The sequence below is a fragment of the Syntrophorhabdaceae bacterium genome, from assembly GCA_028698615.1.
Classification (GTDB): Bacteria; Desulfobacterota; Syntrophorhabdia; order Syntrophorhabdales; family Syntrophorhabdaceae; genus Delta-02.
In genome coordinates this window covers 1-23,544 of sequence record JAQVWF010000028.1, presented here as the reverse complement: position 1 = coordinate 23,544, position 23,544 = coordinate 1, and the positions used below count along the sequence as shown (strand labels likewise).

At 54.1% G+C, this 23,544-nt stretch carries 25 protein-coding genes; 12 read left to right on the top strand and 13 right to left on the bottom strand.

Annotated features, from left to right (window positions below; all coding sequences use genetic code 11):
- Positions 1-39 precede the first annotated feature (39 nt).
- The 6 genes from mnmE to rpmH all read right to left on the bottom strand — a co-directional run bounded on the left by mnmE (position 40) and on the right by rpmH (position 4,571).
- On the bottom strand, positions 40-1,422 hold the full coding sequence (gene mnmE / locus PHC90_10160) for a tRNA uridine-5-carboxymethylaminomethyl(34) synthesis GTPase MnmE (protein MDD3846709.1): 1,383 nt from the start codon (positions 1,420-1,422) through the stop codon (positions 40-42).
- Positions 1,397-2,179: a Jag N-terminal domain-containing protein gene (locus PHC90_10155; protein ID MDD3846708.1), complete on the bottom strand. Its 783-nt coding sequence runs from the start codon at positions 2,177-2,179 to the stop codon at positions 1,397-1,399. The genes mnmE and PHC90_10155 overlap by 26 nt, the downstream gene beginning before the upstream one ends.
- Before the next feature lie 12 nt (positions 2,180-2,191).
- Positions 2,192-3,790, bottom strand: a complete 1,599-nt coding sequence (gene yidC, locus PHC90_10150; GenBank protein ID MDD3846707.1) for a membrane protein insertase YidC — start codon at positions 3,788-3,790, stop codon at positions 2,192-2,194.
- A 12-nt stretch (positions 3,791-3,802) separates the two neighbouring features.
- Positions 3,803-4,012 carry a membrane protein insertion efficiency factor YidD gene (yidD, locus tag PHC90_10145; protein ID MDD3846706.1) on the bottom strand — a complete coding sequence of 70 codons (210 nt, stop codon included), beginning with the start codon at positions 4,010-4,012 and terminating at the stop codon, positions 3,803-3,805.
- Positions 4,012-4,362, bottom strand: coding sequence for a ribonuclease P protein component (locus PHC90_10140; GenBank protein ID MDD3846705.1), 351 nt, complete (start codon positions 4,360-4,362; stop codon positions 4,012-4,014). The genes yidD and PHC90_10140 overlap by 1 nt, the downstream gene beginning before the upstream one ends.
- A gap of 74 nt (positions 4,363-4,436) precedes the next feature.
- Entirely contained in the window at positions 4,437-4,571 is a 135-nt protein-coding gene (gene rpmH / locus PHC90_10135; GenBank protein ID MDD3846704.1) for a 50S ribosomal protein L34, read from the bottom strand.
- 246 nt (positions 4,572-4,817) lie between these two features.
- On the opposite strand from rpmH, the gene fusA reads away from it, so the two are divergent.
- The 3 genes from fusA (at position 4,818) to PHC90_10120 (ending at position 7,686) form a co-directional block, all read left to right on the top strand.
- Positions 4,818-6,914 (top strand): elongation factor G, encoded by a 2,097-nt coding sequence (gene fusA / locus PHC90_10130; GenBank protein MDD3846703.1) that lies wholly within the window; start codon positions 4,818-4,820, stop codon positions 6,912-6,914.
- 105 nt (positions 6,915-7,019) lie between these two features.
- Positions 7,020-7,463 (top strand): D-aminoacyl-tRNA deacylase, encoded by a 444-nt coding sequence (gene dtd / locus PHC90_10125; GenBank protein MDD3846702.1) that lies wholly within the window; start codon positions 7,020-7,022, stop codon positions 7,461-7,463.
- Positions 7,464-7,497: 34 nt separating this feature from the next.
- Positions 7,498-7,686, top strand: coding sequence for a hypothetical protein (locus tag PHC90_10120; GenBank protein ID MDD3846701.1), 189 nt, complete (start codon positions 7,498-7,500; stop codon positions 7,684-7,686).
- Here PHC90_10120 and PHC90_10115 read toward each other — a convergent pair.
- Genes PHC90_10115 through PHC90_10105 form a run of 3 tightly spaced genes read right to left on the bottom strand, consistent with a single transcriptional unit; the run spans position 7,683 to position 10,680 of the window.
- Positions 7,683-8,624, bottom strand: coding sequence for an alpha-L-glutamate ligase-like protein (locus PHC90_10115; protein ID MDD3846700.1), 942 nt, complete (start codon positions 8,622-8,624; stop codon positions 7,683-7,685). The genes PHC90_10120 and PHC90_10115 overlap by 4 nt on opposite strands.
- Positions 8,621-10,153 carry a UUP1 family membrane protein gene (locus PHC90_10110; GenBank protein MDD3846699.1) on the bottom strand — a complete coding sequence of 511 codons (1,533 nt, stop codon included), beginning with the start codon at positions 10,151-10,153 and terminating at the stop codon, positions 8,621-8,623. The genes PHC90_10115 and PHC90_10110 overlap by 4 nt, the downstream gene beginning before the upstream one ends.
- Positions 10,150-10,680, bottom strand: coding sequence for a RimK/LysX family protein (locus PHC90_10105; protein ID MDD3846698.1), 531 nt, complete (start codon positions 10,678-10,680; stop codon positions 10,150-10,152). The genes PHC90_10110 and PHC90_10105 overlap by 4 nt, the downstream gene beginning before the upstream one ends.
- 96 nt (positions 10,681-10,776) lie before the next feature.
- Here PHC90_10105 and amrB point away from each other — a divergent pair, with 96 nt between their 5' ends.
- Genes amrB through PHC90_10070 form a run of 7 tightly spaced genes read left to right on the top strand, consistent with a single transcriptional unit; the run spans position 10,777 to position 15,847 of the window.
- Entirely contained in the window at positions 10,777-11,607 is an 831-nt protein-coding gene (amrB, locus tag PHC90_10100) for an AmmeMemoRadiSam system protein B (GenBank protein ID MDD3846697.1), read from the top strand.
- 18 nt (positions 11,608-11,625) lie between these two features.
- The gene (gene amrA / locus PHC90_10095; protein ID MDD3846696.1) at positions 11,626-12,159 is read left to right on the top strand and encodes an AmmeMemoRadiSam system protein A; all 534 of its coding nucleotides are present in this window, start codon (positions 11,626-11,628) and stop codon (positions 12,157-12,159) included.
- 46 nt (positions 12,160-12,205) lie between these two features.
- The gene (locus tag PHC90_10090) at positions 12,206-12,403 is read left to right on the top strand and encodes a DUF1858 domain-containing protein (protein MDD3846695.1); all 198 of its coding nucleotides are present in this window, start codon (positions 12,206-12,208) and stop codon (positions 12,401-12,403) included.
- Positions 12,404-12,433: 30 nt separating this feature from the next.
- Positions 12,434-13,045 (top strand): nucleotidyltransferase family protein, encoded by a 612-nt coding sequence (locus tag PHC90_10085; protein ID MDD3846694.1) that lies wholly within the window; start codon positions 12,434-12,436, stop codon positions 13,043-13,045.
- A 30-nt stretch (positions 13,046-13,075) separates the two neighbouring features.
- Positions 13,076-13,897, top strand: coding sequence for a selenium-dependent molybdenum cofactor biosynthesis protein YqeB (gene yqeB / locus PHC90_10080; protein MDD3846693.1), 822 nt, complete (start codon positions 13,076-13,078; stop codon positions 13,895-13,897).
- Positions 13,898-13,933: 36 nt separating this feature from the next.
- Positions 13,934-14,935 carry an XdhC family protein gene (locus tag PHC90_10075; GenBank protein ID MDD3846692.1) on the top strand — a complete coding sequence of 334 codons (1,002 nt, stop codon included), beginning with the start codon at positions 13,934-13,936 and terminating at the stop codon, positions 14,933-14,935.
- 12 nt (positions 14,936-14,947) lie between these two features.
- A complete protein-coding gene (locus PHC90_10070) occupies positions 14,948-15,847 on the top strand; it encodes an RNA polymerase factor sigma-32 (protein ID MDD3846691.1) in 900 nt (299 codons plus the stop codon).
- Positions 15,848-15,873: 26 nt separating this feature from the next.
- Here the strand turns inward: PHC90_10070 and PHC90_10065 are convergent, their stop codons facing one another.
- On the bottom strand, positions 15,874-16,614 hold the full coding sequence (locus PHC90_10065) for a cytochrome c biogenesis CcdA family protein (protein MDD3846690.1): 741 nt from the start codon (positions 16,612-16,614) through the stop codon (positions 15,874-15,876).
- 37 nt (positions 16,615-16,651) lie between these two features.
- On the opposite strand from PHC90_10065, the gene PHC90_10060 reads away from it, so the two are divergent.
- Together PHC90_10060 and PHC90_10055 are read left to right on the top strand one after the other, a co-directional pair.
- Positions 16,652-17,566 carry a Ppx/GppA phosphatase family protein gene (locus tag PHC90_10060; protein MDD3846689.1) on the top strand — a complete coding sequence of 305 codons (915 nt, stop codon included), beginning with the start codon at positions 16,652-16,654 and terminating at the stop codon, positions 17,564-17,566.
- Positions 17,567-17,685: 119 nt separating this feature from the next.
- Positions 17,686-19,230, top strand: coding sequence for an ATP-binding protein (locus PHC90_10055; protein MDD3846688.1), 1,545 nt, complete (start codon positions 17,686-17,688; stop codon positions 19,228-19,230).
- Between the two features lie 93 nt (positions 19,231-19,323).
- Here the strand turns inward: PHC90_10055 and PHC90_10050 are convergent, their stop codons facing one another.
- The 3 genes from PHC90_10050 to PHC90_10040 all read right to left on the bottom strand — a co-directional run.
- Positions 19,324-21,558, bottom strand: coding sequence for a DNA internalization-related competence protein ComEC/Rec2 (locus tag PHC90_10050; GenBank protein MDD3846687.1), 2,235 nt, complete (start codon positions 21,556-21,558; stop codon positions 19,324-19,326).
- Positions 21,559-21,590: 32 nt separating this feature from the next.
- Positions 21,591-21,758 (bottom strand): hypothetical protein, encoded by a 168-nt coding sequence (locus PHC90_10045; GenBank protein ID MDD3846686.1) that lies wholly within the window; start codon positions 21,756-21,758, stop codon positions 21,591-21,593.
- Between the two features lie 150 nt (positions 21,759-21,908).
- Positions 21,909-23,544 (bottom strand): sensor domain-containing diguanylate cyclase (locus PHC90_10040; protein ID MDD3846685.1); only part of this gene is annotated, 1,636 nt, incomplete at its 5' end.

The window sequence follows — 23,544 nt, the reverse complement described above, 5'->3', positions numbered from 1 at the left end:
GCGGCACTGCTTTTGTAGCGTAGTCACCCAAGCCTTATTCTATTTGCCGATGCAGAACTGGCTGAAGATCTCGTCGAGTATCCCTTCGGAGCATGTTTCGCCCGTGATCTCGCCGAGACGATGGAGCGCTTCGTGGAGTTCGAAGGCGAGGATCTCGGGATGGGCTTCCGTCTCGAGGCCCTCTATTGCGGCGGTTATGTTGGATGAGACCTTCATGAGGATGTTCCTGTGACGAAGGGTGGTAATGAGGAGAGAACCCTTTTGCCCGTTTTTTTCAAGAGCTGAGAGTATTGAAGACCGAAGATCGTTGAGGCCTGTCCCTTCCTTCGCAGAAACATGTAATAACTGTTTAATACCCTTAGAAACTAATATGTTATGGTCTAATATTTGTGTCACATCGCATTTATTTATCACAACTATCTTATTATATTGGTTAATATCCCTATAGACCTGTTCATCGTCGGGGGAATAGGGGAGAGAACCGTCGAGGACCCAGAGGATAAGGTCTGCCTCGGCCGCCTCTTCTCTGACCCGGCGGATGCCCTCCTCCTCAACGATATTCTCAGGTGTCCGTATGCCGGCGGTGTCGATGAGACGGACCTTGGTCCCCTTCAGGTAAAACGTTTCTTCGATAAGGTCGCGCGTAGTTCCCGGCAGGGACGTGACGATGGCGCGCTCCTGCATCACGAGGGCGTTGAGAAGACTTGATTTCCCCACATTCGTCCGGCCGAAGATGAGGGCGGTGAAGCCCTGTTTCAGGGCTTTTCCCTCGCAGTATGATGATATGAGCCCGTCGATCTCACACCTTGTTTTTGTCAGTGATGCGAAATGCTCCGACAGATCTATCTCAAGGTCCTCGTCGGGAAAGTCGATGGACGCCTCTATGGACACGAGGGCCTTTTTCAGTGTTTCCCCGAAGAGGCGTACCTTTTTGGACAGCCCGCCCTTCAGATAGGAAAGGGCATATCGCAGTTCGTCGTCTGTCTCGCTCCGTATGACGTCGAGGACCGATTCCGCCTGAACGAGGTCGATCCTGCCGTTGAGGAAGGCTCTGCGCGTAAACTCTCCGGGCTCTGCGAGGCGTGCGCCTTCTCCCAGCAGGACATCAATTATGGCCCTCTGTGCCGCAAAACCGCCATGAGAATGGATTTCAACGATATCTTCGCGTGTATACGTGGCGGGAGCTTTCATGAGAACCGCGAGGACCTCATCTATCTCCCGGGAGTTTACGGGATCTACGACATGCCCCAGTTGAAGCCTGCCGTGCATGGGCTTCCGCAGGGTCCTTTTCCGGGGCCTGAAGACCTTTTTCAGAATGGCGCGCGCGCCGGGTCCGCTGATGCGTATTATGCTGATGCCGCCCTCACCGGGCGGTGTCGACACGGCACATATGGTGTCAGCGTTTTCCACGCGAATTGCCACGGAAACCTCCCCGGGCGTTTCCCCGGGGCCCTCCCCGATCGCTTCCAAAGGTGTTTCCCGTTGGAGTAATGACGACCCTCTTTATGTGTCCCTCACCCTCACTTTTGGTGGTCACACCTTTGTTGTGCTTGAAGAGTGTGTGGATGATGCGTCGCTCGTAAGGGTTCAAGGGGTCAGTTTTGAGGTTCTTCCCCGTCCTTTTAGCTTTATCGGCGAGACGTTTAGCCATAAGAGTCAAGGTCTTTCTCCTTCTCTCTCTATAACCATTTATATCTACTAGTAATTTGAGATTATGCTTGAATTTCTTCGCCACCGCCAATCTCAGGAGATGCTGGAGCGCCTCGAGAATCTCACCATCCTTGCCGATGAGGACATCACCGTTGTCGCACTGCACGAGAAAAAGTATCCTGTCCGTCTTCTCGCTTATATCCGTCACCATGATCTGGAATTCAAGTCCGACGTGCCTGCCGAAATCCTTCAGGAAGGCCTCTCCGAACTTCTGCGCAGTCTCCTCCGATGGATCCTGGCCGGAAGGAACGGTAGTGACTGCCGGTTTTGGCTCCGTTGCCGTTTCCTCCTCCCTTTTCCTCAGTTTCACGGTGATTCGTATCTTTTTGGTGCCCAGGAGGCCGAGGATACCCTTTGTGTCAACCTCTTTGACATCGATATCAAGGTCCCTCTCGTCGACGTTCAATTCAAGGGAGGCCTTTCTGACGGCTTCTTCGTACGTTTTCGCTTCGAACTCGAACGTATCCATGTGTCTTCCTCCTTACCGGGCCGTCCTGGTCTTCTTGTTGATGTAGTACTGCTGTCCTATGGACGCCACATTATAGACGAGCCAGTAAAGCACGAGTCCCGACGGGAAGCCCCAGAAGATGAAGGTGAAGACGATGGGCATGAACATCATCATCTTCTGCTGCATCGGATCGGTGCTCGTCGGTGTCATTTTCTGCTGTATGACCTGGGTCACGCCCATGATGAGCGGCAGAAGCCTGATAGGGATCGTGTATCCCATGACGGCGAAGGAAAAGAGGTCCTCCGGCGCCGACAGGTCATTGATCCACCAGAGAAAAGGGGCGTGTCTAAGCTCGATGGCCCCGGAAAGTGCCTTGTAAAGGGCGAAGAATACAGGGATCTGTGGCAGCATGGGGAGACATCCGCTCATCGGGTTAACGCCACGCGATTTATATATCTGCATCAGTTCCTGATTCAGCCGGGCCTTGTCGTTCTTGTACTTTTCCTGCAGTTTCTTGATCTCCGGCTGGACCGCCTGCATTTTGGCCATATTCCTGAAGCTCATGACGCTCAAGGGGTGAAATATTATTTTGATGAGGATCGTAAGAAGGATGATGTCGATCCCGTAGTTGTGCGTAAAGCGGTTGAAGAAATCAAGAAGCCACACAAGCGGTTTGGCGATAACGTCAAACCATCCGAAGTCAATGATCTTTTCGGCCTTGACGTTGAGGCTTGCCAGTATGTTGCCCTTTTTCGGGCCGAAGTAAAGCTTGCCCGCAAATTTGTTCGATGCCGGCGCGAGACGGATATAAGGTATGTTCTTGTCGGTCTTTCCAATGGAAAGCCCCGGTTTGGTGTCCTCCGAAGGAATGTAGATGAATGTGAAGAAACCTTCGTCAAAGCCTGTGTACTGGTAATTCTTATCGAAATTGAGAGTTTCGTTGATCTTATCGATCTGGTTCAAACTTTTTCCGTCAAACACGAAAGGACCTTTGAAGACGTAACTGGATTCGTTCTTGTCGGATATGACCGCAAAATCCGCCTGGACTCCCTGGGATTTCGATTTCTCGATATCCACGGAAATGCCGATCGTGTATGTGTCGGGGTAGAATGTGTATGTTTTCTGCAGCTTCGTGCCGTTTTCGAGGGTCCCCGTCATGATTATGGATGCCGGGCTGTCTGTCACGGTGAGGCCGTTCTTGTCAGACTTGAAATAGGTGCGGTCAAAGGACCCGTTCTGGTGAATGGTGGGGCTGTAAACGTAGGGTTTTACATTCTCCACGATCTCCTTTTCCGCGGTTCCCTTGACAGTTGCCTTGTAGTCCTTGAGCTTGACACTCGATATCCCACCCCCGAGATCGGTGAGTGTGACATCAAGATAAGGTGTCGATACGGCTATGGTCTTGTTGACCTGTTTCTCCGTCGGCTGTGCACCGGCGGCAGGAGATGAGGATGCCCCCGGTGTCTTCTGGGCGGCATCGGTCCGGGCAGCCGGTTTTTGAGCCTCACCCTGGGGCGCGGACTCGGTTTGAGCCTGCGGTTGTTTCGGTGCTTCCTTCGGCATGAAATACGTCTGAAAGACGAAGAGCATGGCCATCGTCAGCACAAGCACGATGATAGTGCGTTTATCCATTCGTTACCTCCGTTATGGTACAGGGTCGTATCCGCCCGGAAAGAACGGATTGCATTTCAATATGCGCTTGAGCCCCAGGAGCGTACCTCTCCAGACACCCTTTTTTTCAACAGCTTCGATCATGTACTGGGAACAAGTCGGATAGAACCTGCATTGTACGGGTAAAAAGACAGAAAAAGTTACCCTGTATAAGTTCACGAGGAAAATAATAATCTTTTTCATTACCTGATGCTTGTGCGCGATTTCATCGAAGAGAGGAGGGTGAGTAACTCCGGTTCCATCTTTGTCATGGTCAGTCTTTCCGGAAGCCCCTTGACCCTGATAAGGCTATTCGAATCTTCCCTGAAGAGGTCTTTATGTAAACGGAAGAACTCCTTTACGATCCTCCTCACTCTGTTGCGCACTGCTGCAACCCCCGTTTTCTTACGTATAGTGACGGCAAACCTTCTGATACTGCACCGGTTGTCTGCGGCGAGCAGGACGAAATGGGCCGTCTCTGAACACTTTGTCCATGCTGCAGCGCGAAAGTCCCCCCTCTTGAGCCTCTCTTGTTTCATCAGGGTGCAGGTCATCAGGTATATTCTATTGACGGCAGTTGTCTTGAGCAGCTGCCGTCAAAGCCCTTATCGAATTCCTGTCGGTCGGTTTAGACAGAGAGGTTTTTCCTGCCCTTTGCGCGTCTGCGTCTAATGATATCCCGGCCCGAAGCGGTTCTCATTCGCACGAGAAAACCATGCGTTCTTTTTCTGCTTTTGTTATGAGGTTGATAGGTTCTTTTCATCTTTCGTCCTTGTTCTGATTTGAAATTATTACTTAAACATAAAACCAGTGGGGAGTCAAGACGAAGAATGGGATTTGTCCCGCGGGCAAACCCGCATACGGGCACACGGGTCTATGCTTCGCGCAAACGGGCATACGGGGTAAAGAGGTGGACCGGCAGACTGCCTATTAGTTCTTGATTTCTTGGGAGGAGCCATGTTAAATTCACTGGATTTTAAACGATTTTTGAGTGTCGAAAGGAGCTTTCATGAAAAAGTACGAGCCTGACGCGATCAGGAATGTTGGTATTTTTTCTCATGGGGGAGAGGGTAAGACCTCGATCGTTGAGGCCATGCTCTTTCTGACCGGTGAGAACACGAGGCTTGGGAGCGTCGATGAGGGTACCTCACTGATGGACTACGAGCCGGAGGAAGTGGATCGAAAGATCACGATATCGTCCACTCTGGCCTGTTTCGAATGGGCCAAGAGCAAGATCAACCTCCTCGATACTCCCGGCGACGACAACTTCATTTCCGATGCGAAGCTCTGCATGAGGGTCGTCGATGGGGCCGTTATTGTCCTGAGCGCCGTTTCGGGTGTGAAGGTCGGGACTGAAAAGGTGTGGGAATATGCCAATGAGTTCCGTGTGGCCGCCGGTATCTTTGTCAACAAAATGGACCGGGAACGCGCCGACTTTATCAGGACCGTGGAAGACATTCAGAAGAACTTTACTGACAAGACGTGTCTTGTCGTGCAGATACCGATCGGTCAGGAAGAGAATTTCAAGGGGGTCGTAGACCTCCTTACCATGAAGGCCTTTGTTTTCAAAGACGATGTTTCCGGCGCATTCGACACCGTCGATGTACCGGCGGAACAACTCGACCTTGTTGGGAAGTATCGTGAAAAACTCGTTGAAACGGCCGTGGAAATGGATGATGAGGTCATGGAGCGGTACCTGAGCGGGGACGAGATAGGCGCCGAAGAGATCGAGAAATGCCTTAAGGCGGGCATCGCCGACAACAAGATCGTTCCCATTTTCTGCGGTTCCGCTACCCGGAACATTGGTGTCAGCACACTGCTTGACGGCATCGTAAAGCTTTTTCCGCCCCCGACGTTCAAGAAGGAGATTGAGGGGATCAACCCGAAAACAGGCGAAAAAACGGTGCGCGAGTCATCAGACAACCAGCCTTTCAGTGCCCTGGTCTTCAAGACCATTACGGATCCATTTGCGGGCAAGTTGACCTTATTCAAGGTTTATTCGGGCGAAGTTCACCCCGACATGACGGTGTTCAATGTTAACAAGGAAGAAAAAGAGCGGATCGGTCAGATATTCTCCCTCATAGGGAAGAAACAGAAGCCCGCAGGCTCGGCAAGCGCCGGCGACATTGCTGTCGTGGCAAAGCTGAGGGAGGTGCAGACGGGTGATACCCTCTGCGACGAAAAGTCACACATCAGGTATGAGGGAGTGACGGTGCCCAGTCCGGTCATTTCATTCTCGCTGCAGCCCAAGGCGAAGGGCGATGAGGATAAGCTCAATACCTCACTGGCACGGCTCATCGAAGAAGACCAGACGATAAAATATTCGCGCGACGACCAGACGAAGGAATTTCTCCTCTCCGGTATGGGTCAGGTCCATATCGAGGTCATCGTCGAGAGGATGAAGCGCAAGTTCGGCGTCGAGGTTGAGTTGAGAGACCCGAAGGTCCCATACAAGGAAACCATAAAGGGAACCACTAAGATACAGGGAAAATACAAGAAGCAGTCCGGCGGTAAGGGTCAGTATGGCGACACCTGGCTTGAGATGGTTCCCAAGCCTCGCGGCGAAGGTTTCGAGTTTGTCGACAAGGTCGTCGGCGGAGCGATCCCCCGGCAGTATATACCCGCCGTCGAGAAGGGTATCGTGGAGGCCATGAACCAGGGTATCCTGGCTGGCTATCCCGTCATCGATTTCAAGGTTATCCTCTATGATGGGTCCTATCACGACGTCGATTCGTCGGAGATGGCATTTAAGATCGCGGCGTCAATGGGGTTCAAGAAGGGCCTCGAAATGTGCAAACCGGCATTGCTCGAACCCATCATGAAAATGGAGGTCATTGTACCCGACGAGAACATGGGCGACATTATGGGCGACATGAACTCCCGCAGGGGCAAGATCATGGGCGTCGAGACCAGGGGGAGCAACCAGGTGGTCAAGGCGGTGGTGCCCATGTCCGAGGTGCTGCGGTATGCCCCCGACCTGAGGTCTATGACGGGCGGCAGAGGTACCTTCACCACGGAATTCTCCCACTATGAAGAGGTTCCCGCACAGATCGCCGACAAGATAGTGGAGGCGGCAAAGCGGGAGAAAGAGGCACAGGAGAAGTAACCGCGTGCAGACGCATACAACAAGTACAAGGAAGGGCCCTGCAAAGGGCCCTTTTTATTGGTTCAGTTTTAGAAACCGGTCTCTGAACCGTATTGAGGAGGAGAGATGCGGGCTGTTATCCAGAGAGTAATGAGCGCTTCTGTTGATGTAGATGGACGACGCGTCGGACACACGGGCCCCGGTCTCCTTGTTTTTCTCGGTATCGGAAAAGGGGATACAGAGAAGGACATGGACTGGTTGATCGAGAAGATCGTGAATCTCAGGATCTTTGAAAGGGAGGACGGTAAGTTCGATGAATCCCTCCTCGATACGGGGGGTTCACTCCTGCTGGTATCACAGTTCACTCTCTACGGCGACTGTGCGAAGGGAAGGCGCCCTTCCTTTTCTGACGCCATGCCATCGGGTGAGGCAAAAGCCCTCTTCGAGACCTTCGTGCAAGGGGCGAAGCTGCGCGTCGCCGATGTGCAAACCGGTGTTTTTCAGGCACATATGGAAGTGGCCCTTATCAACGACGGTCCGGTAACCCTGATCATCGATTCCCGGAAATAGCGGGTAGGCCACGGGTGTGACTTAGTATGACATAGTGCTCAACACGGCAAGCGGCGCCGCTTTTCGCGGTCTCAAGGTCATCCTGCCCGTTGATGGCCCTTCAGCCGAGAACCTGCTTGCCGAACAATACACCGTCTGGCATCTCCTCAACGCTCCAAGGGTTTCCACCCCGACAACGGTAACGCGTATGGATATGATGACCTTCCGGCAGGAAGAACGTTAGAGGTTCAGCTGTGCCCACTCCATCCTTTCTTCGGGGGTAGCGAAAATCTCGGCAGGGGCGGCGTTTACGTGGCGGATGCGTTTCATGAGGCCGGCCCTGTTTGCCATCTGGATGGCGAGGCCCGGACGGGCGTTGAGCTCGAGGAGAAGCGGTCCCCTGTCTCGATCCATGACCACATCCGCTCCCACATAGCCAAGGCCTGTCATTTCCAGGGACCGCGCCGCCATGAGGAGCGTTTTTTCCCAGTACGGTACCTGTATCCCGCTCACGGGATTTCCCGTGTCGGGGTGATGGGTGACGATGGCTGATTTATGGACGGCGGTAATGGTGAGGCCGCTGCCAAGGTCTATTCCTGCGCCGATTGCACCGCCGTGGAGATTTGCTTTGCCGTCCGAGGAGGTCGTGGGGAGACGGACCATGGCCATGATGGGAACACCGCGATAGACGATGACCCTGATGTCCGGCACTCCCCGGTACGTGACGGCGGCGAAGACATCGTCGGGATGGATGAGAGCCTCGATGATAGCCTGATCATCCTGGCCCTCAAGTGAGAAGATACCCGAAAGGATGTCCGTTATGTGATATCGAATATCGGGAATAGTGATCGTTTTACCGCTCTCGGTGATCAGGTCGTTCATTCTCTTTTCTTTCACGAGAACGATCCCGCTGCCGCCCGACCCCCGGGCGGGTTTGACAACAAAAGAGTTCCTGTCGCGGATGATGGAGTCAAATTGCCTGACATCCCCGTGTCTCTTTATGACACCGTACAGCTCCGGCGTGGGGATGTTGTGGAGAGCGGCCAGTTGCTTCGTGGCCACCTTGTTGTCAACAAGGGGAAACCGCGAGCGGGGGTTTTGAGCCATGATTATCCCGGCATTCCGGTTGTTCATGCCGAGGACCCCTGCTTCGTAGAGCCCCTTGAAAGGATGCGGTATCATCGGTCGGCAGCACTCCGCAAAGAGCGGAAGCGTATCAGCTCCGACAGGCGGTACCCGGTATACCGGCCGACGAGGATCTGCAGCCCCATGATGAAGAGAAGGAGTTCAGGATAGACGAAGAAGGTTATCTGCAGGACCTCCCATTGTATGATGAGGTAGGTGATCACCGAGACTGCGGCGCTTCCGACAGCCGTTTGCAATGCAGTCCTTATGCCATGTTCCTCGACGACGACGAAGAAACGCTCTATCGTCATGGTGAGAATGACAAAAGGAAGGAGGCCGACTGCCATGAATTGCCTGAGCCCGAACCTGTTGCCCACGAGAGCGAGTATGATGAAACAGAATATTACGAGGCTGACGAGGACGGACATTCTGGGAATGAGAAGGAGCCGCATCCTGTTCAGGTATCGTCGCGCCATATATCCGATGAAGGTTATCGCTGCAAAAATGGCGAGGCCGTACACGAGCCCCGTGCTCCTGAAGGCGAGGGCCATAAGCACAGGCATGAATATCCCGAAGGTCTGGAATCCGACAATGTTGCGAAGCAATGCGATGAGAAGGGTGCCGAGGGGCACAAGGAGCAGTATCCTGAAGGTCTGCTGAAACTCGGGCGGGATTCGGAAAAGGGACCACACGTCAAGGAATCTGTTGGACCGGCTGATCCTCTCGAAAAAGATGCGCCATCTGCTTACAACGTCCCGTGTCAGCTCGAATCGCTTCATCGAGAGTTTGCTGTCGGAGATCCTGACGGCGGACATCCCTCCGACACTGAGGGGCAGGAACTTCTTCGCGGAAGAGACAACCTCCATGCGTTCCGGGTCGATATGTTCCCAGTTCTGCCCCGTCCACGCCTCAACCCAGCGTAATGTGGTGCCCACAACCCCTTCGACGAGGTCCACGCCCTCTACGGTCCTCGCAGGGACATTGACGGCAGCCAGAAGGATGTGGAGCCTGGCGATATCGTTGTACCCTTCCAATGCTTCATCGACCTTCAGGAGGTTGGCGTCATTCCCGGAACCCGCAGCGCCGACCTTCGCGAATCCAAGGACTACCTGTATCCGCGTGGAGAGATTCAATGTGCGCCATTGACCCGTCAGATCCTCGATGCGTGCTATCTGTTGATCTGTCACACCGTACGGGTAAGAACTCCGGGGTGGCACGACACTTTGGTCCGTTCCTTTATGCTGGAAGAGGACGGCGGCCCTGTAGGATATGTATTCACTGTTCCGGTCCACTCTTCCCGACCAGGCGCCAATGCGGTTATCATACTCCTTGAGAAGGTTGAAATTCATCGATCCCGATCCAATGGATTCTTCAAGGATGATCTGGCCGTGCTGTTGCGACGGCAATGACAGGAGAAAAAGCGGATCTTTGCCGGTGCCGTGCAGCACTCCGTCGAAGCGAAAGGTCCATACGTAATCAGGCCTGGCGGGAGTAAGCGGATAACCCAGTGAGACGATCCGGTAGGCGACAATGAGAAGAGATATGACAATAAGCCCCAGGGCGGCGGCCAGTGCGGGACGTTTCACCTGTCGGCCTCCGTGTCTTCACTCAAGGGAAGTGTCGTGAAGGACTGCGAAGTATCCACGAGGAAGTTGCCCGTGATGACATTTCTGCCGATGATCATGGGATATCTCATATGTGAGCGATCGTTGAGATTTACCCGGGCCCGCAGCCTTTTGGAAGCGATGCACAGCTCCATTTCCACGACCGGCCGTTTTTCACGCGATTTGGACGTTCGGATATGCCTCCAGTCAATGATGGGCAAGGTGATGGTGGAGCCTCCCCATCGGGCAGGAAGGGTGAAGGTGACCACAGAACCTTTCACGCTCATGTTCCTGGCGTCCAGGGATGTTGTTGCGGCGCCCGTGTCGACACGTGCAGGGATCGTGAACCCGTAAGGCATTACGGTAACGTATTCCTCGGCTCCTATGACGGGCTTGTCTGTTACCGGCATGGCGAGACCCGGGAAGATACAGGTGAGGACCAGCAGAATGGGGATAAGGAGAAGTGGTGCATAATTCCTTCTTTTCCGGAAAACGTCTTGGACGATCACAGGATGTATTATAACACACGGCCTTTGAGCAATTGAGAAAAAAGGCGCGCTCCCGGCGGCCACATATGATATAATGGGCTGGTACAGGCGTGTGATATGACAACAGTGCGCGAATCTTCAGTAAACGGGATGTTCTATCCCGATGACCCGGTCCTCCTCAAGAAGGATATAGGGGCCTATCTGAAAGGGGCAGATCTCGAGCCTTTTTCAGGGCGGGTCCATGCGATAATCTCGCCCCATGCAGGCTACGTGTATTCGGGGCAGGTGGCCGCCTATGCTTACAAGGCTGTCTCGGCACTCGAATTCGATAGGGTTATCGTTGTTGCCCCGAGTCACAGGGCATATTTTGAGGGCGTTGCCGTCTGGGAGAAAGGAAGCTTCAGAACGCCCCTCGGCGACATAGAGGTCGATGCGCGTACCGCGGAAGAACTTCTCGAAACGAGCGCCATTTTTAATGTTAATAGAGACGTGCACAGGGGAGAGCATTCACTGGAAGTCCAGTTGCCTTTTCTCCAGTATGTCTTTAAGGATGTTCTTCTCCTTCCCCTGCTTATGGGTGCTGGGACGGAGGAGCTTTACGAGGCGGCCGCGACAGCGCTGGAGAGGGTGATCTCGGCTCGCCCGGGGCGTTCCCTCATCGTAGCCAGCACTGACCTTTCACATTATTATCCCTATGAGGCGGCCGTGAAGATCGATTCCGTCACGGTGGAACACCTCAAGAATTTCGATGTCCCCTCGATGATAAGGGATGTACGATCGGAAAAGGCGCAGGCATGCGGCGCGGGTCCGATGATAACCGCCATGATGGCGGCGAAGAAGCTGGGGGCGCAGGGCAGCAGGGTATTGAAATATGCCAATTCAGGCGATGTATCGGGAGACCGCAGCGGCGTCGTGGGATATGTATCGGCGATCTTCTTCGACAAATGACCGCCGCGGACGGATGATATGGCACTTTCACCGGAAGAAAGGGAGAAGCTTAAAACACTTGTCAGAGATGCCATAGAAGGTGTTCTTTTCGGCAAGGAAAGCTCTCCTGTCGAGTTAACGGAACTCCTCGAGGAGAAGTGCGGTGCCTTTGTCACTATCAAGAACAGCGGTGCCTTACGGGGATGCATAGGCTATGTCAGGGGTTATCTGCCGCTTCATGAGACAGTGAAGGAGATGGCAATTCAGGCGGCCTTCAACGACCCCAGGTTCTTGCCTGTCAGCAAGGATGAATGGAAGGACATTGACTTCGAGATCTCAGTCCTGACCCCGATGAAAAAGATCCGCGACATAAACGAGATAGAGGTTGGTACCCATGGCCTGTACATAGAGAAAGGGGTACATTCGGGACTCCTGCTTCCCCAGGTAGCGACGGAGCAGAAGTGGGACAGGACGGAATTTCTGGAATATACCTGTTACAAGGCGGGTCTGCCGAAGGATGCATGGAAGTCAGGAGACATCGATATCTTCGTTTTTTCCGCAGACGTTTTTTGAGAGACGGAACCGCACATTTCGGAGAAAATAAGGGTGGAGGAAAGGAATGATCGACAGGAAGACGCCCATCGAAGAGGTCCTTGAGAAATACCCGCAAACCGACCGGGTTTTCGAGGAGTTCGGCCTGGGCTGTGCCGGATGCGAAGCCGCACTTTTCGAGAGCATCGAGCAAGGGGCGCAGGTTCACGGTGTTGATGTCGACAGGCTCCTCGAAGGTCTTCTCAAGACCGTGCGAGAGGGTTAGGATATTGGCCGCCGCCGTCATCCGGACTCTATGAATAAGGTCTATTCCGTTATCCTTGCCGCCGGAGTGTCAAGAAGGCTTGGCTTCAATAAGCTTATCGTGAGGATCGACTCGGAGACGGTCATCCGCAGAGCCGTGACCCCATTTGTCGAGGCCGCCCTCGGGGAAGTGATCGTTGTTGCGGGTAGCGATGTTGTGCCCGTTGCCACGGCGCTTGAGGGTCTGGAGGTAAGGGTGGTTCGCAACGAAGACCATAGATGGGGGATGTCAAGCTCTGTCAAGGCGGCCCTGCCGTGGATAAAAGATGCGGGAGCGGTGTTCTTTCACCTTGGGGACAAGCCTTTCGTAAATAAGGGACTGTTGACCGCCATGATCGACAGGTACCGGGAAACCGACCGGAGCATCATAATCCCGATCCATGACGGAATAAAGGGCCACCCTGTGCTGATGAGCTATGGGCCTTACAGGGCGGAGATGGAACGCCTTGACGGCGACAAAGGTCTCCGCGAAGTTATAGAAAAGTACAGCACAGATGTGCTATTCATAGAGGGTGACGAGGGTATCCTGTTCGACATAGACACCGTGGAAGACCTTGAAGTTCTGAGAGAACGCGGATACAGGGTCGAAAAAGGTGACTTCTGAGACTATTGATTTCAGGAGGATTGAGAGGTGTTGGATAAAGGGAGAAGCATCACCGATCTGTCGGTGGTCATAAAAGGGGCAGGAGAGATGGCCTCCGGTATCGCCCACAGGCTTCACCGGGCGGGTATCCGGCGCATCGCTATGCTCGATACGGAAAGACCGTTGTGTGTGAGGAGATTCGTATCCTTTTGCGAGGCGATCCACGATGGTGTCGCGGAAGTCGAAGGTGTGACGGGTCAGCTTGCGGGCGATGTATCGCAGGCGGTCTCCATCTGGGGTACGGGCGGGATAGCCGTCCTCGTCGACCCGGGGTGGCGAAGCGTCTCCAGCATTTCTCCTGATGTTGTGGTGGACGCTATCATGGCCAAGAGGAACCTCGGGACGGGAAGGGACGAGGCGCCATTTGTGATAGGCGTGGGTCCCGGTTTTGCAGCTCCCCGGGACGTTCATGCCGTGGTGGAGAGCAACCGCGGCCACGATCTCGGGCGGGTGATCTATGATGGCACGGCTGAGCCTTACACAGGTTTACCGGGCGAAATGAAAGGCGTGGGAAAAGAGAGGGTGCTTCGCTCTCCTGCACCGGGACCGGTGAAACACGTCCGCCGGATTGGCGACGATGTGAAGAAGGGCGATCTCATTCTCTATGTCGGCGATGTACCGGTCTTTGCGCCCTTCGACGGGGTGCTCCGGGGCCTCATCCGTGAAATGGATGTCGACAGTGCCGAGAAGGTGGGCGATGTCGACCCGCGGGGCAAGAAAGATAACTGTCACACCATCTCCGACAAGGCCCGTGCCATTGGAGGGGGAGTTCTGGAGGCGATCCTTCATGAATACAGCGGAAACCCCCGGTAGGATGACAGCGGCGATTTGAGGACAAAGGTAACGTAGATGAGCATATTTCAGACTATCAAAGAGCACCTGGAGGCGGGGGACAGAGGTGTCCTCGCGACCGTTATCGGCCGGTCGGGTTCGGCGCCGCGCGATGTGGGGGCCCGGATGTACGTGAACGGTCAGGGAAGGTCTTTCGGAACCGTGGGCGGGGGATTGCTCGAGCGATACGTGCAGGAAGCCGCCGTGGAACGAAAGAATGAGAACAAGGCATCTATCTTCCACATGAAAATGGACTCCAAGACCGTTGCGGAGCAGGGCATGCTCTGCGGAGGCAATGTCGACGTCCTCCTTGAGCCTGTCACTCAGGCACATCGCATGCTCTATATCCACCTTGCCGAAATGGAACAGAGGGGGAGCAAAGGTGTTGTCGTGACAGCACTGGGCGGGGATGTTTTCACGAAGACGCTCATCGAGGAGGGTCTGAAGGTCACAGGAGATCCCCTGGATGAGGAAAGGGCCGCATATTATCTGGGCCTTGCCGTTGAGAAAAGGCCCGTAATTGTCGGCGAAGGCAGATTCGTTGTGGAACCCCTTTTCGATCGCGCCAGGCTTTACGTATTCGGGGCGGGTCACGTTTCCCGGTACATTGCGCAGATAGCGGGCATGGTCGACTTCAATGTGGTGGTTATCGATGACAGGCAGGAATATGCCAACGCCGAGCGCTTTCCCGAAGCAGAGGAGATCATAGTACAGGACTTCGTCGAGGCGTTATCTTCCCTGTCTTTTACGGGAAGTGAATTTGTCGTCATCGTCACGCGGGGCCATTCTCATGATGCCGAGGTCCTGCGGGCAGTCCTCTCCAGGGACGCTCGTTATATCGGCATGATCGGGAGTAAACGAAAGGTGAAGATGATATTCGATATGCTGCGTCAATCGGGCTTTGCCGAGGAGTCTATCTCCAGGGTCTATGCCCCCATCGGTCTTTCCATTCATGCCGAAACACCGCAGGAGATCGCAGTCAGTATCGTGAGCCAGTTGATCCAGGTGCGGGCTGAATAGAGGTTTACTGTGATGGACGACGACAAGATCTCCAAGAAACGGCCGGTGCGTACAGGAACTGAAGACAGCTCGCTGCCTACCACCTTCGACCCCCTGAGGAAATATCTCTCCGAGGTCTCGCGCTACAGCGTTCTCTCGCGGGAGGAGGAATTCGAGGTAGCGAGGAAGGTCTACGAGGACAAGGACAGGGATGCCGCAGAGAAACTTGCCATGTCCAACCTGAAGCTTGTCGTCAAGATCTCCCTGGAGTACTATAACACCTATCTCAATGTCCTCGACCTGATCCAGGAAGGCAACGTCGGTCTCCTTCACGCCGTGAAAAAGTTCAACCCCTACAAAGGGACAAAATTCTCCACCTACGCATCGTTCTGGATACGGGCGTACATATTGAAGTACATCATGGATTCATGGAGTCTCGTGAAGGTGGGAACGACGCAAAGTCAGAGAAAACTCTTCTACCGCCTTAACAAGGAGAAGCAGAAACTGGAGGCTCTCGGAATGTTCCCGGCGCCGGCCCTCCTTGCAAGCAACCTCGATGTGAAAGAAGAAGAGATCGAGGAGATGCAGAAAAGGCTCGCTTTTACCGATGTCTCCCTCGATTCTCCCATCCACGAGGAGGGTGACGATACCATGATGGACATGATGAAGGGTGGGGACGATGTGGAGGAGGTTGTTGCAGACAGGGAGAAAAGGGAGATCCTAGCGCTGAGGGTGAAGGAGTTCAAGAAGGACCTGAACGATAAGGAGGTCTTTATCTTCGACCACCGGATCATGGCTGAGGAACCCCTGACGCTGCAGGAGATCGGGGAGCAGTTCAAGATTTCACGGGAGCGGGCGAGACAGATCGAGAACAGGGTGATAAAGAAGTTCAAGGAACGATTCCAGAATGAGTTCCAGGAGCTTGATTTCTAGTCCATCCGCTACCTCCATCCCGCGGATCAAATCCCGGTCGGGAGCACCGTCCCTATCCACAGATTCAAGGTAATGTAGTATGAACTGACCATGAGCAGGCCCAGGAGGATCAGGAGGGCGCCGAGTACCTTGACGGCATACCGGGCGACGAAGCCATATCTCTTGAGGAGGATGAAAAGCTTGTCGAAGAGAAGCGACGAGATGATAAAAGGTATCGCCAGCCCAAGGGAATAGGACGAAAGCAGGTAGATCCCATGGGAAGTGTCCCCGGTCACGGAAGCCACGATGAGGATCGAAGAGAGCGCCGGGCCGACACAGGGCGTCCATCCCAGGGAAAAGGTCAGGCCCACGACGAAGGATCCCGCAAGTCCTATGGGTTTCTGTTTGAGCTGCATCATGTGCTGACGGTTGAAGAGAGATATCTTGATGATATCGAGGTACAGGAGACCGAGCACGATGAGAATGATGCCTCCGAGAGGTATGATGTAGACCTGATAGTTGGCGAAGAACCCGCCGATCAGGGACGTGGAGATGCCCAGGGCCACAAAGACAAAAGAGAAACCGAGGATGAAGGCGAGCGAATGAAAGAACACCCTTTTTCTGTGTTCTCTTGTGGGAGCCGCGACATCGCTGACGGTTATCCCGCTGACGTAGATGAGATAAGAAGGAACCAGGGGGAGGATGCATGGGGTGAAGAAAGAGAGAAGGCCTGATACGAAGGCGGCGAGGGCGCTGACGTTCATCGGTGACAGGCCGCCGGAATCCATGACTCGTATCTTATGGGTTTTCTCCTGAGGATGTCAAATGAAATATGCCGCCATTGATATCGGGACAAATACGATCCTCCTCCTCGTCGCCGAGAAGCACGAGGGGGAAAGGACGTTTCGCGACATCGTCGACATGTCGACCGTCGTAAGGCTGGGCGAGGGTCTTGTAAACTCGCACAATCTCAGCCGTGCCGCAATGTCCCGAACGGTCGACGGGCTAAGGCGATACATGGATATAGCAGAGTCACATGGCGTCGAACGGCTCTTTTGCGTGGGCACTGCGGCCCTCAGGGAGGCCTCGAACAGCGGTGAGTTCCTCACCTCCGTGAGAGACACCTTCGGCTTCGACGTTGAGATAATAAGTGCCCGTGATGAGGCGTACTATACCTATCTTTCCGTGCGGGACGACGATATGGTGCGAAATGCCGGGATGACCATAATCGACATCGGGGGAGGCAGCACGGAGATAATAAGCGGAACCGACAAGGACTTTGTCGGATACACTTCCCTGCCGATGGGAAGCGTCAGGCTTACCGATGCGTTTGTATCCCATGACCCGCCCCTCGAGGAAGAAATGGAGAGCGTGGCTTCATACATAAAGGAAAAGCTTTCCACGGTCGCCTGTACCCCCGGAAGCGTTCTGCTGGGGACGGGAGGTACGGTAACGAACATCGCCGCCATGGTGGCCGGTATTGAGAGGTACGACAAGGGGATCATACACGGTCTGGTGATGGAACTCAGGCAACTGAAGAAATTAATGGTTTCCCTGGCGGCACTGACGAGTGATCAAAGGAAGCTTGTGAAGGGAATGGAACCGGGCAGGGAGGATATCATCGTCCAGGGGGCGGTCATTCTGAAGGAGATCATGGAACACGGAAGATTTGACCGATGCAAGGTCAGTGCTGCAGGTGTCAGGTACGGGGTGATGTACGAGAGGTGTCTGGTCGGGTAGATCGTCTCGTTCCGATCCCCTCTTTTGGACACCCATGTTTTTCTATAGACCGTGGTGGTTTTTCGTGATAAATATCACACCATAGTTGTAACGCATTCTTCTGAACCTGAGAGACCAGAGTGAAAACGGTAGTAGAGATCCTTTCGAGGACACCTCAGATTTTTCAAGCGCTCATCGACAACATACCCAGTCCTGTCTATTACAAGGACTCGCGGGGTGTTTATCTCCTTTACAATAAGGCCTTCAGCGAATACTTCGGACTTACCGACGACCAGGTCATCGGTAAGGACGTTTTCCAGCTTCCCTTGAGGCGGGAAGAGGCTGAGGTCCATCATGCGATGGACCAGGAGCTTCTCGGCGAGCCCGGCGGTGTCAGATCCTACGAAATAAAAAGCGTCAGGTGCGACGGTTCCGTGCACTACGACCTGAACAAGAAGGCCGCGCTTTCAGGCGATGACGGAAGCGTCGGCGGTATCGTCGGTGTTATCATAGATGTCAGCGACCAAAAGAGAATGGAAGGGGACATCCTCAAGGCCAAGAATCTCCAATCCCTGGGGACCCTTGCCGGCGGTATCGCCCATGATTTCAACAATCTTCTCATGGCCATCGTGGGAAACCTTTCTCTTGCCAGGATGAACACGCCCGACAACGGACGGTTGATGGACTATCTCAACGAGGCGGAAAGGATCGCCTTTCTCGGAAAGTCGCTGACGCAGCAGCTCCTCACATTTTCCCGCGGAGGCAATCCGGTTCAGAGCATAATCCAGCCGGGCCCCCTTGTAAGCTCCGTCGCCGCCCGGGTTCTGCGCGGTTTTCCCGTGGATTGCGTCTACGACATCCCCCCCGATATCCTTTCCATCGAAGCCGATGAGGAACAGATCAGGCAGGTTATCGAGAATATCCTCAGGAATGCGAGGGAGTCCATGCCGGCGGGCGGGAAGATCACCATCGCCATAAGGAATGTCAGCCTCCCCCCGGAGGACAGGCTTCCTCTCATAGAAGAAGACTATGTGAGGATATCCATCACCGATGAGGGAACAGGTATTTTGCCCGAGGACATCCCGAAGATCTTCGACCCTTATTACACGACGAAGGGGATGGGGTCCGAAAAGGGGGTCGGCCTCGGCCTCGCCATCTCCTACGCCATTGTCAGGAAGCATAACGGCAGCATCTCCGTCGAATCGGCAAAAGGGCGGGGCTCCGTCTTTCACATCAATCTTCCCGCATACAAGCAAGAGGTGGGAAGGGAGGCGGCAGCGGCCGGCCGGCCGGCAGGCGTGCGTGAAGGCAGGGTTCTTCTCCTCGATGACGAAGAGATGGTCCTGGAGATAGGAAAGGAACTTCTCGAGTATCTTGGCTATTCTGTGAGGACGGTGCAGAATGGGGAAGAAGCGGTCGCTCTCTACAAGCAGGCAGCGGAGTTGAAAAGCCCCTTTGATGCCGTCATCCTTGATCTCGCCATCCCGGGGAGCATGGGTGGGAAAGAGGTCCTGCGGGAGCTCCTCCGGATCGATCCCATGGTCAAGGGGATCATATCGAGCGGATATCTCAACGATCCCGTCGTTGCCGATTACCGGGAATACGGTTTTAAGGAAGTGCTGACAAAACCTTACGATTCAATAGAACTGGACGAGAAGCTGAGGAAAGTCATTGGAGAAGGATAACAACCAATGACAGGATCACAGGACAATAACCAATAACCAAATCCCAATAACCAAACGAAAATTCATTACAGCCGGAGGCCTGTCTTTGCCTGGTCATTGGTTGTTATCCCTTTCCACCGTTAATTTCCTCCCATCGGTGCATACCGTGACGCATCCATCGCGATCGGTCCTGTACAGGGGAACCGACAGGAAAGCATAGCGGGCGATCGCCTCGCGGGAAGGTATTCCCCGGATGCCCGGGCCGACGCTCAGAACGGCCAATTGCGGCTTTATGGCGCGGATGAAGTGGGCCGTGCTGGAATGGCGGCTTCCATGATGGGGCACCTTCAGAACAGAGGACCGCAAAGGCGCCTCTGAAAGGACCAGCATCTTTTCGATGTCTTCCCCGATATCTCCCGTAAAGAGGAAGCTTTTGGCGCCGAAGGTCATTCTCAGAACGAGGGATGAATCGTTGAGATCCTCGACTGAAGTCTCGCCGGAGGGTGCGAGAACCGCTATGTCGGGGCCCGAAGAGAGGGGGAGCACATCGCCGGCTGTGAGAAGGAGCGAAGGTATGTTTTGTTCTCCCAGGATGTCCTGGATGCGCTTCATGTGAAGCTCCTGCGCGAGACAGGCGGCACCGGCAAAGGCGTTGACGCGAAAGTGCCTGAGAATGAATCTAAGTCCTCCCAGGTGATCCTCGTGGGGATGGGTGCTCACTACGTAGTCCAGGGTGGATATCTTTTTCGACAGCAGAACGGGGGCGATAACAGCCCTCCCTGTATCGAAGTCGCTGCCATGGAAACCGCCTCCATCAATAAGAAGGCGCACGCCCAGGGGCGCCTCGACGAGCATGGCATCCCCGAGCCCTACATCCAGATAGCTGACGCACAGGTCCTGGTTGTTAAAACGTTTCTGCCAGGTGACGTATGCGGTGACGAGGAGAAGGGGCATAACGAAGGCGAAGAACGCGAACCTTACGGATCGTCGCCTGATGAAGAGAAGGGAGAAAATGGCGACCAGATAAAGGAGCGCCTCGGGAAGGTTTGGCCGCACAACGGGATAGATATACCCCCAGTTCAGCCTGTCCAATATCGCAATGGTGACTTCGATGATCATTCCTGACAGGCGCAGCAAATGATCGCCGAATGGCGCAACAAGGCCCGCAAGGGCCAGCGGTGTCGAAATGAGGCACATAAGGGGAACGGCGATGAAATTATGGAGAAAGCTCAAGGGATTAAAACCGTGAAAATGGTAAAGGACAACAGGAAGTGTTGCCGCCGTCGCCGTCAGGCCCATGACCATCAACGACAGGAACCACCTGGCGAGGCGATGGACCTTTAGAAGAGCGGGCTGAATTATTCGGCTGACGAGGATGATAAAAAGCACGCCGCTGAATGTCAGCTGGAAGGAGGGAGAGAAAAGAGAATGGGGGAAGACCACGAGTATGGCAAGAGCGCTCAGGAACAGCGCGTTTTCCGTATGTCGGCTGCGCTCGAAGAAAAGTGCAAGCATATAGATGACTATCATGATCGTTGCCCGTATGGTGGGAAGGCTGGACCCGGCGATGAGCATGAAGAGGATCGCAAAGGGTATGGTGAGAAGGGCGGCGCACCTGCGATCAGCCCCGCTTTGACACATTCGGGAGGATATGCGGAAAGCAAACCTTGCGATGAGGAAAAAGAAGGCGGCGACGACCGCGAGGTGTGACCCTGATATGGAGAGGATATGCGATGTACCCGTTTCAAGAAAGAGGGTCTTTGTTGCCTCGTCAAGGCCCGTCGTATCACCAACTGTCAGTGCCTTGACGACCGAGGTATGCCGGGCTCGGCTCGCATCGATCTTCCCGGCAAGGTGCCTTCTCCAGCCGTCGATCAGTCTCTTTCCCGGCTGGATTGACAGTATATCGCCCCGTATCTCGCAGAAGGTTCCCTCAAGCTTCTTCACCCACTTCCACGAGATGTGATAGGGGTTCCTGAAGGTGACCACGATCTCCTTCAGGGAGCCGAAGACGGTCAGTTCATCCCCGATGGCCGCGGAGCTGTCGGACCGGAGGAGGGCCCTTGTGCCTGCAAGGTGCGATGGTTCTTCAAGCTCTATGATCCTGGAACCCCGGGACGATTCAATGACCCACCCCCGGTAGAGCGAAGCCTCCGGGTCGACAGGATAAAGCGGCTGGTTAAGAAGGGAGAGGGCCACTCTGAGGATTCCGGCAAGCACGAAGGCGGCGACAAGTGTTGTACCCGTCAGCCAGCCGCGCCTTCCCTTAAGCAAGAAAGGAAGGGCGACAACAAGGACACCGAGGGCGATCAGTATTGGGGCAAGAGTAAAAGGGCGGACAGCCTCCACATATATGCCTGCGATAAAGGCTAGGACGGAGACTATGAACAAGTCTTGAGGATACCCGTGAGGAGGAAGTGCGCATTCGTCCCGAGATCGGACAGGTTGCAGGGCTGCGGTTCAATGAATTCGACTATGTTCACTATCTCTGAGTGGATGAACTCTATGCGGTCAGGGCTCTCGCAATCAATGGTCTTTACCCTTTTCATGCATTCATTAATCACAAAGGATGGGGCAAGTCAACGGCGAAGAGACGGTGCAGCCGCGTGTTATAACCAGGAGGCCATTATTGATATAAGTGGCTGCCTGAAATCGCTCGACAGTATCGAAAGCCTTTTGATTATGCGCAGGCCTCCATTCTAGTGGTGTTTGCTCCTTTTCTCCTCATACATCAATGTATCCGCCCGGGCCATAAGCTCATCTATAGAGCAGGGGTTTTCAGGGTCATAGCGTGCTACTCCTGTGCTCAGAGAGAGTGTGTAGTTCATGCCTTCAAGCCTGTTGCGACCATCAATGGTATTGCGAAGGCGGTTTATGAGAGCTTCTCCGGTTCCATCAGCGGCATCTATTGCAAGTATGGCAAACTCATCCCCCCCCATGCGGCCTATGATATCTGATTCCCTGAATACCCCTCTGAGGACCTCTGCGGTTGAAATAAGCGCTTTATCTCCTTCCTTATGACCGAATATGTCATTGATCTCCTTCATCTTATCCAGATCAGCAAAGAAGAGAAGCATGCTCTTTTTTGTCCTCGCCGCTATCTTCAGCTGCTGCTCGGAGAGGGTGATAAACCCGCGCCTGTTGTACAGGCCCGTAAGTTCATCTGTAAGGGACATGGCGTGAAGCTGTTGTTCCATGTGCTTGAGTTCGGTTATGTCCCTGATCATGCCCTGATACCCCAGTATACTTCCATCATCAGCATACTTGACTGTCGCTGTCATCAGGCACTCCATCCCGGCACCACCCTTCTTGCGGAGTTTTATCTCATAATCCTTTACAGAACCCCTTTCCTCCATCATCTTCACGAACGTTAACCTATCATCCGGATTCACATAGGTATCTTTTGCATACAGGGCAAGCATATCTTCCTTTGTGTAACCGAACAGTTCCAGATAGGCCTGGTTGAAGTCGATGAATCTCCCCTGCTGTGTAGTGATATAGAGTGCGTCCTTCGAATCTTCAAAGAGGGCGCGAAACTTTTGTTCGCTTTTCTGCAGGGTTTCTTCCGCCTCCTTGCGCTCGGTGATGTCCCTCAAGATGCCTATTGCAGACCACCCGTCCTGCAAATATACGGCAGAGAGGGACAGTTCGATGGGAAACTCCGCTCCGTTCTTTCTGATAGCCACGAGTTCCAGGGTCTTTCCAATGGCGTTCCCTTCTCCGGTTTTCACAAAATGGCCCAACCCTTTTATGTGGGACTGGTAGTATCTCTGAGGTACAAGGAGCGCATGGAGTTCTTTCCCTACAGCTTCCTCGGTGGTGTAGTCAAAGATCCTTCCAGCCGCCTCATTCCAGTAGGTGATGATCCCGCAACTGTCCATCATGATGATCGCATCCCGTGCCGACATACTGATCTTTCGGAATTTCTCTTCACTCTCGCTCAGAATTCTTTCCATCTCCTTGCGGGTAGTGATGTCCTTAAAGGTCACTACAGCGCCCATGACCTTCCCATCCCTGGTGATTGGCATGCTGGAATACTCCGCGTGGAAACTGCTGCCGTCCTTGCGCCAGAGCACCTCGTCCGCAGTGTGGTTATCGGTGGTCCTGGCGTAAGAGACATGCATAGGACAGTCTTCCACCGGGTAGTTGGAGCCGTCCTCGTGGGAATGGTGGATGAGGCCGTGCGCATTTTGGCCCAGCATCTCACCTTCGGCAAATCCAAGCATGCGCAGGGCGGCAGGGTTGACAAAGGTCACCCGCCCCGCGGTATCGACCCCGAATATGCCTTCTCCGGCCGCGTCGAGCAACAGGCGTTTGTCTTCCTCGCTTTGCCGA

Bases quoted from the DNA above. Each gene is read 5' to 3' on its own strand.
- PHC90_10060 (MDD3846689.1), top strand. From the start codon at position 16,652: ATGAAATATGCCGCCATTGATATCGGGACAAATACGATCCTCCTCCTC.
- amrA (MDD3846696.1), top strand. From the start codon at position 11,626: ATGGCACTTTCACCGGAAGAAAGGGAGAAGCTTAAAACACTTGTCAGA.
- PHC90_10140 (MDD3846705.1), bottom strand. From the start codon at position 4,362: ATGACCTGCACCCTGATGAAACAAGAGAGGCTCAAGAGGGGGGACTTT.
- amrB (MDD3846697.1), top strand. From the start codon at position 10,777: ATGACAACAGTGCGCGAATCTTCAGTAAACGGGATGTTCTATCCCGAT.
- PHC90_10065 (MDD3846690.1), bottom strand. From the start codon at position 16,614: ATGGATTCCGGCGGCCTGTCACCGATGAACGTCAGCGCCCTCGCCGCC.
- PHC90_10090 (MDD3846695.1), top strand. From the start codon at position 12,206: ATGATCGACAGGAAGACGCCCATCGAAGAGGTCCTTGAGAAATACCCG.
- PHC90_10155 (MDD3846708.1), bottom strand. From the start codon at position 2,179: ATGGATACGTTCGAGTTCGAAGCGAAAACGTACGAAGAAGCCGTCAGA.
- PHC90_10075 (MDD3846692.1), top strand. From the start codon at position 13,934: ATGAGCATATTTCAGACTATCAAAGAGCACCTGGAGGCGGGGGACAGA.
- yidC (MDD3846707.1), bottom strand. From the start codon at position 3,790: ATGGATAAACGCACTATCATCGTGCTTGTGCTGACGATGGCCATGCTC.
- fusA (MDD3846703.1), top strand. From the start codon at position 4,818: ATGAAAAAGTACGAGCCTGACGCGATCAGGAATGTTGGTATTTTTTCT.
- yidD (MDD3846706.1), bottom strand. From the start codon at position 4,012: ATGAAAAAGATTATTATTTTCCTCGTGAACTTATACAGGGTAACTTTT.
- PHC90_10045 (MDD3846686.1), bottom strand. From the start codon at position 21,758: ATGAAAAGGGTAAAGACCATTGATTGCGAGAGCCCTGACCGCATAGAG.
- rpmH (MDD3846704.1), bottom strand. From the start codon at position 4,571: ATGAAAAGAACCTATCAACCTCATAACAAAAGCAGAAAAAGAACGCAT.
- PHC90_10115 (MDD3846700.1), bottom strand. From the start codon at position 8,624: ATGATACCGCATCCTTTCAAGGGGCTCTACGAAGCAGGGGTCCTCGGC.
- dtd (MDD3846702.1), top strand. From the start codon at position 7,020: ATGCGGGCTGTTATCCAGAGAGTAATGAGCGCTTCTGTTGATGTAGAT.
- PHC90_10070 (MDD3846691.1), top strand. From the start codon at position 14,948: ATGGACGACGACAAGATCTCCAAGAAACGGCCGGTGCGTACAGGAACT.
- PHC90_10085 (MDD3846694.1), top strand. From the start codon at position 12,434: ATGAATAAGGTCTATTCCGTTATCCTTGCCGCCGGAGTGTCAAGAAGG.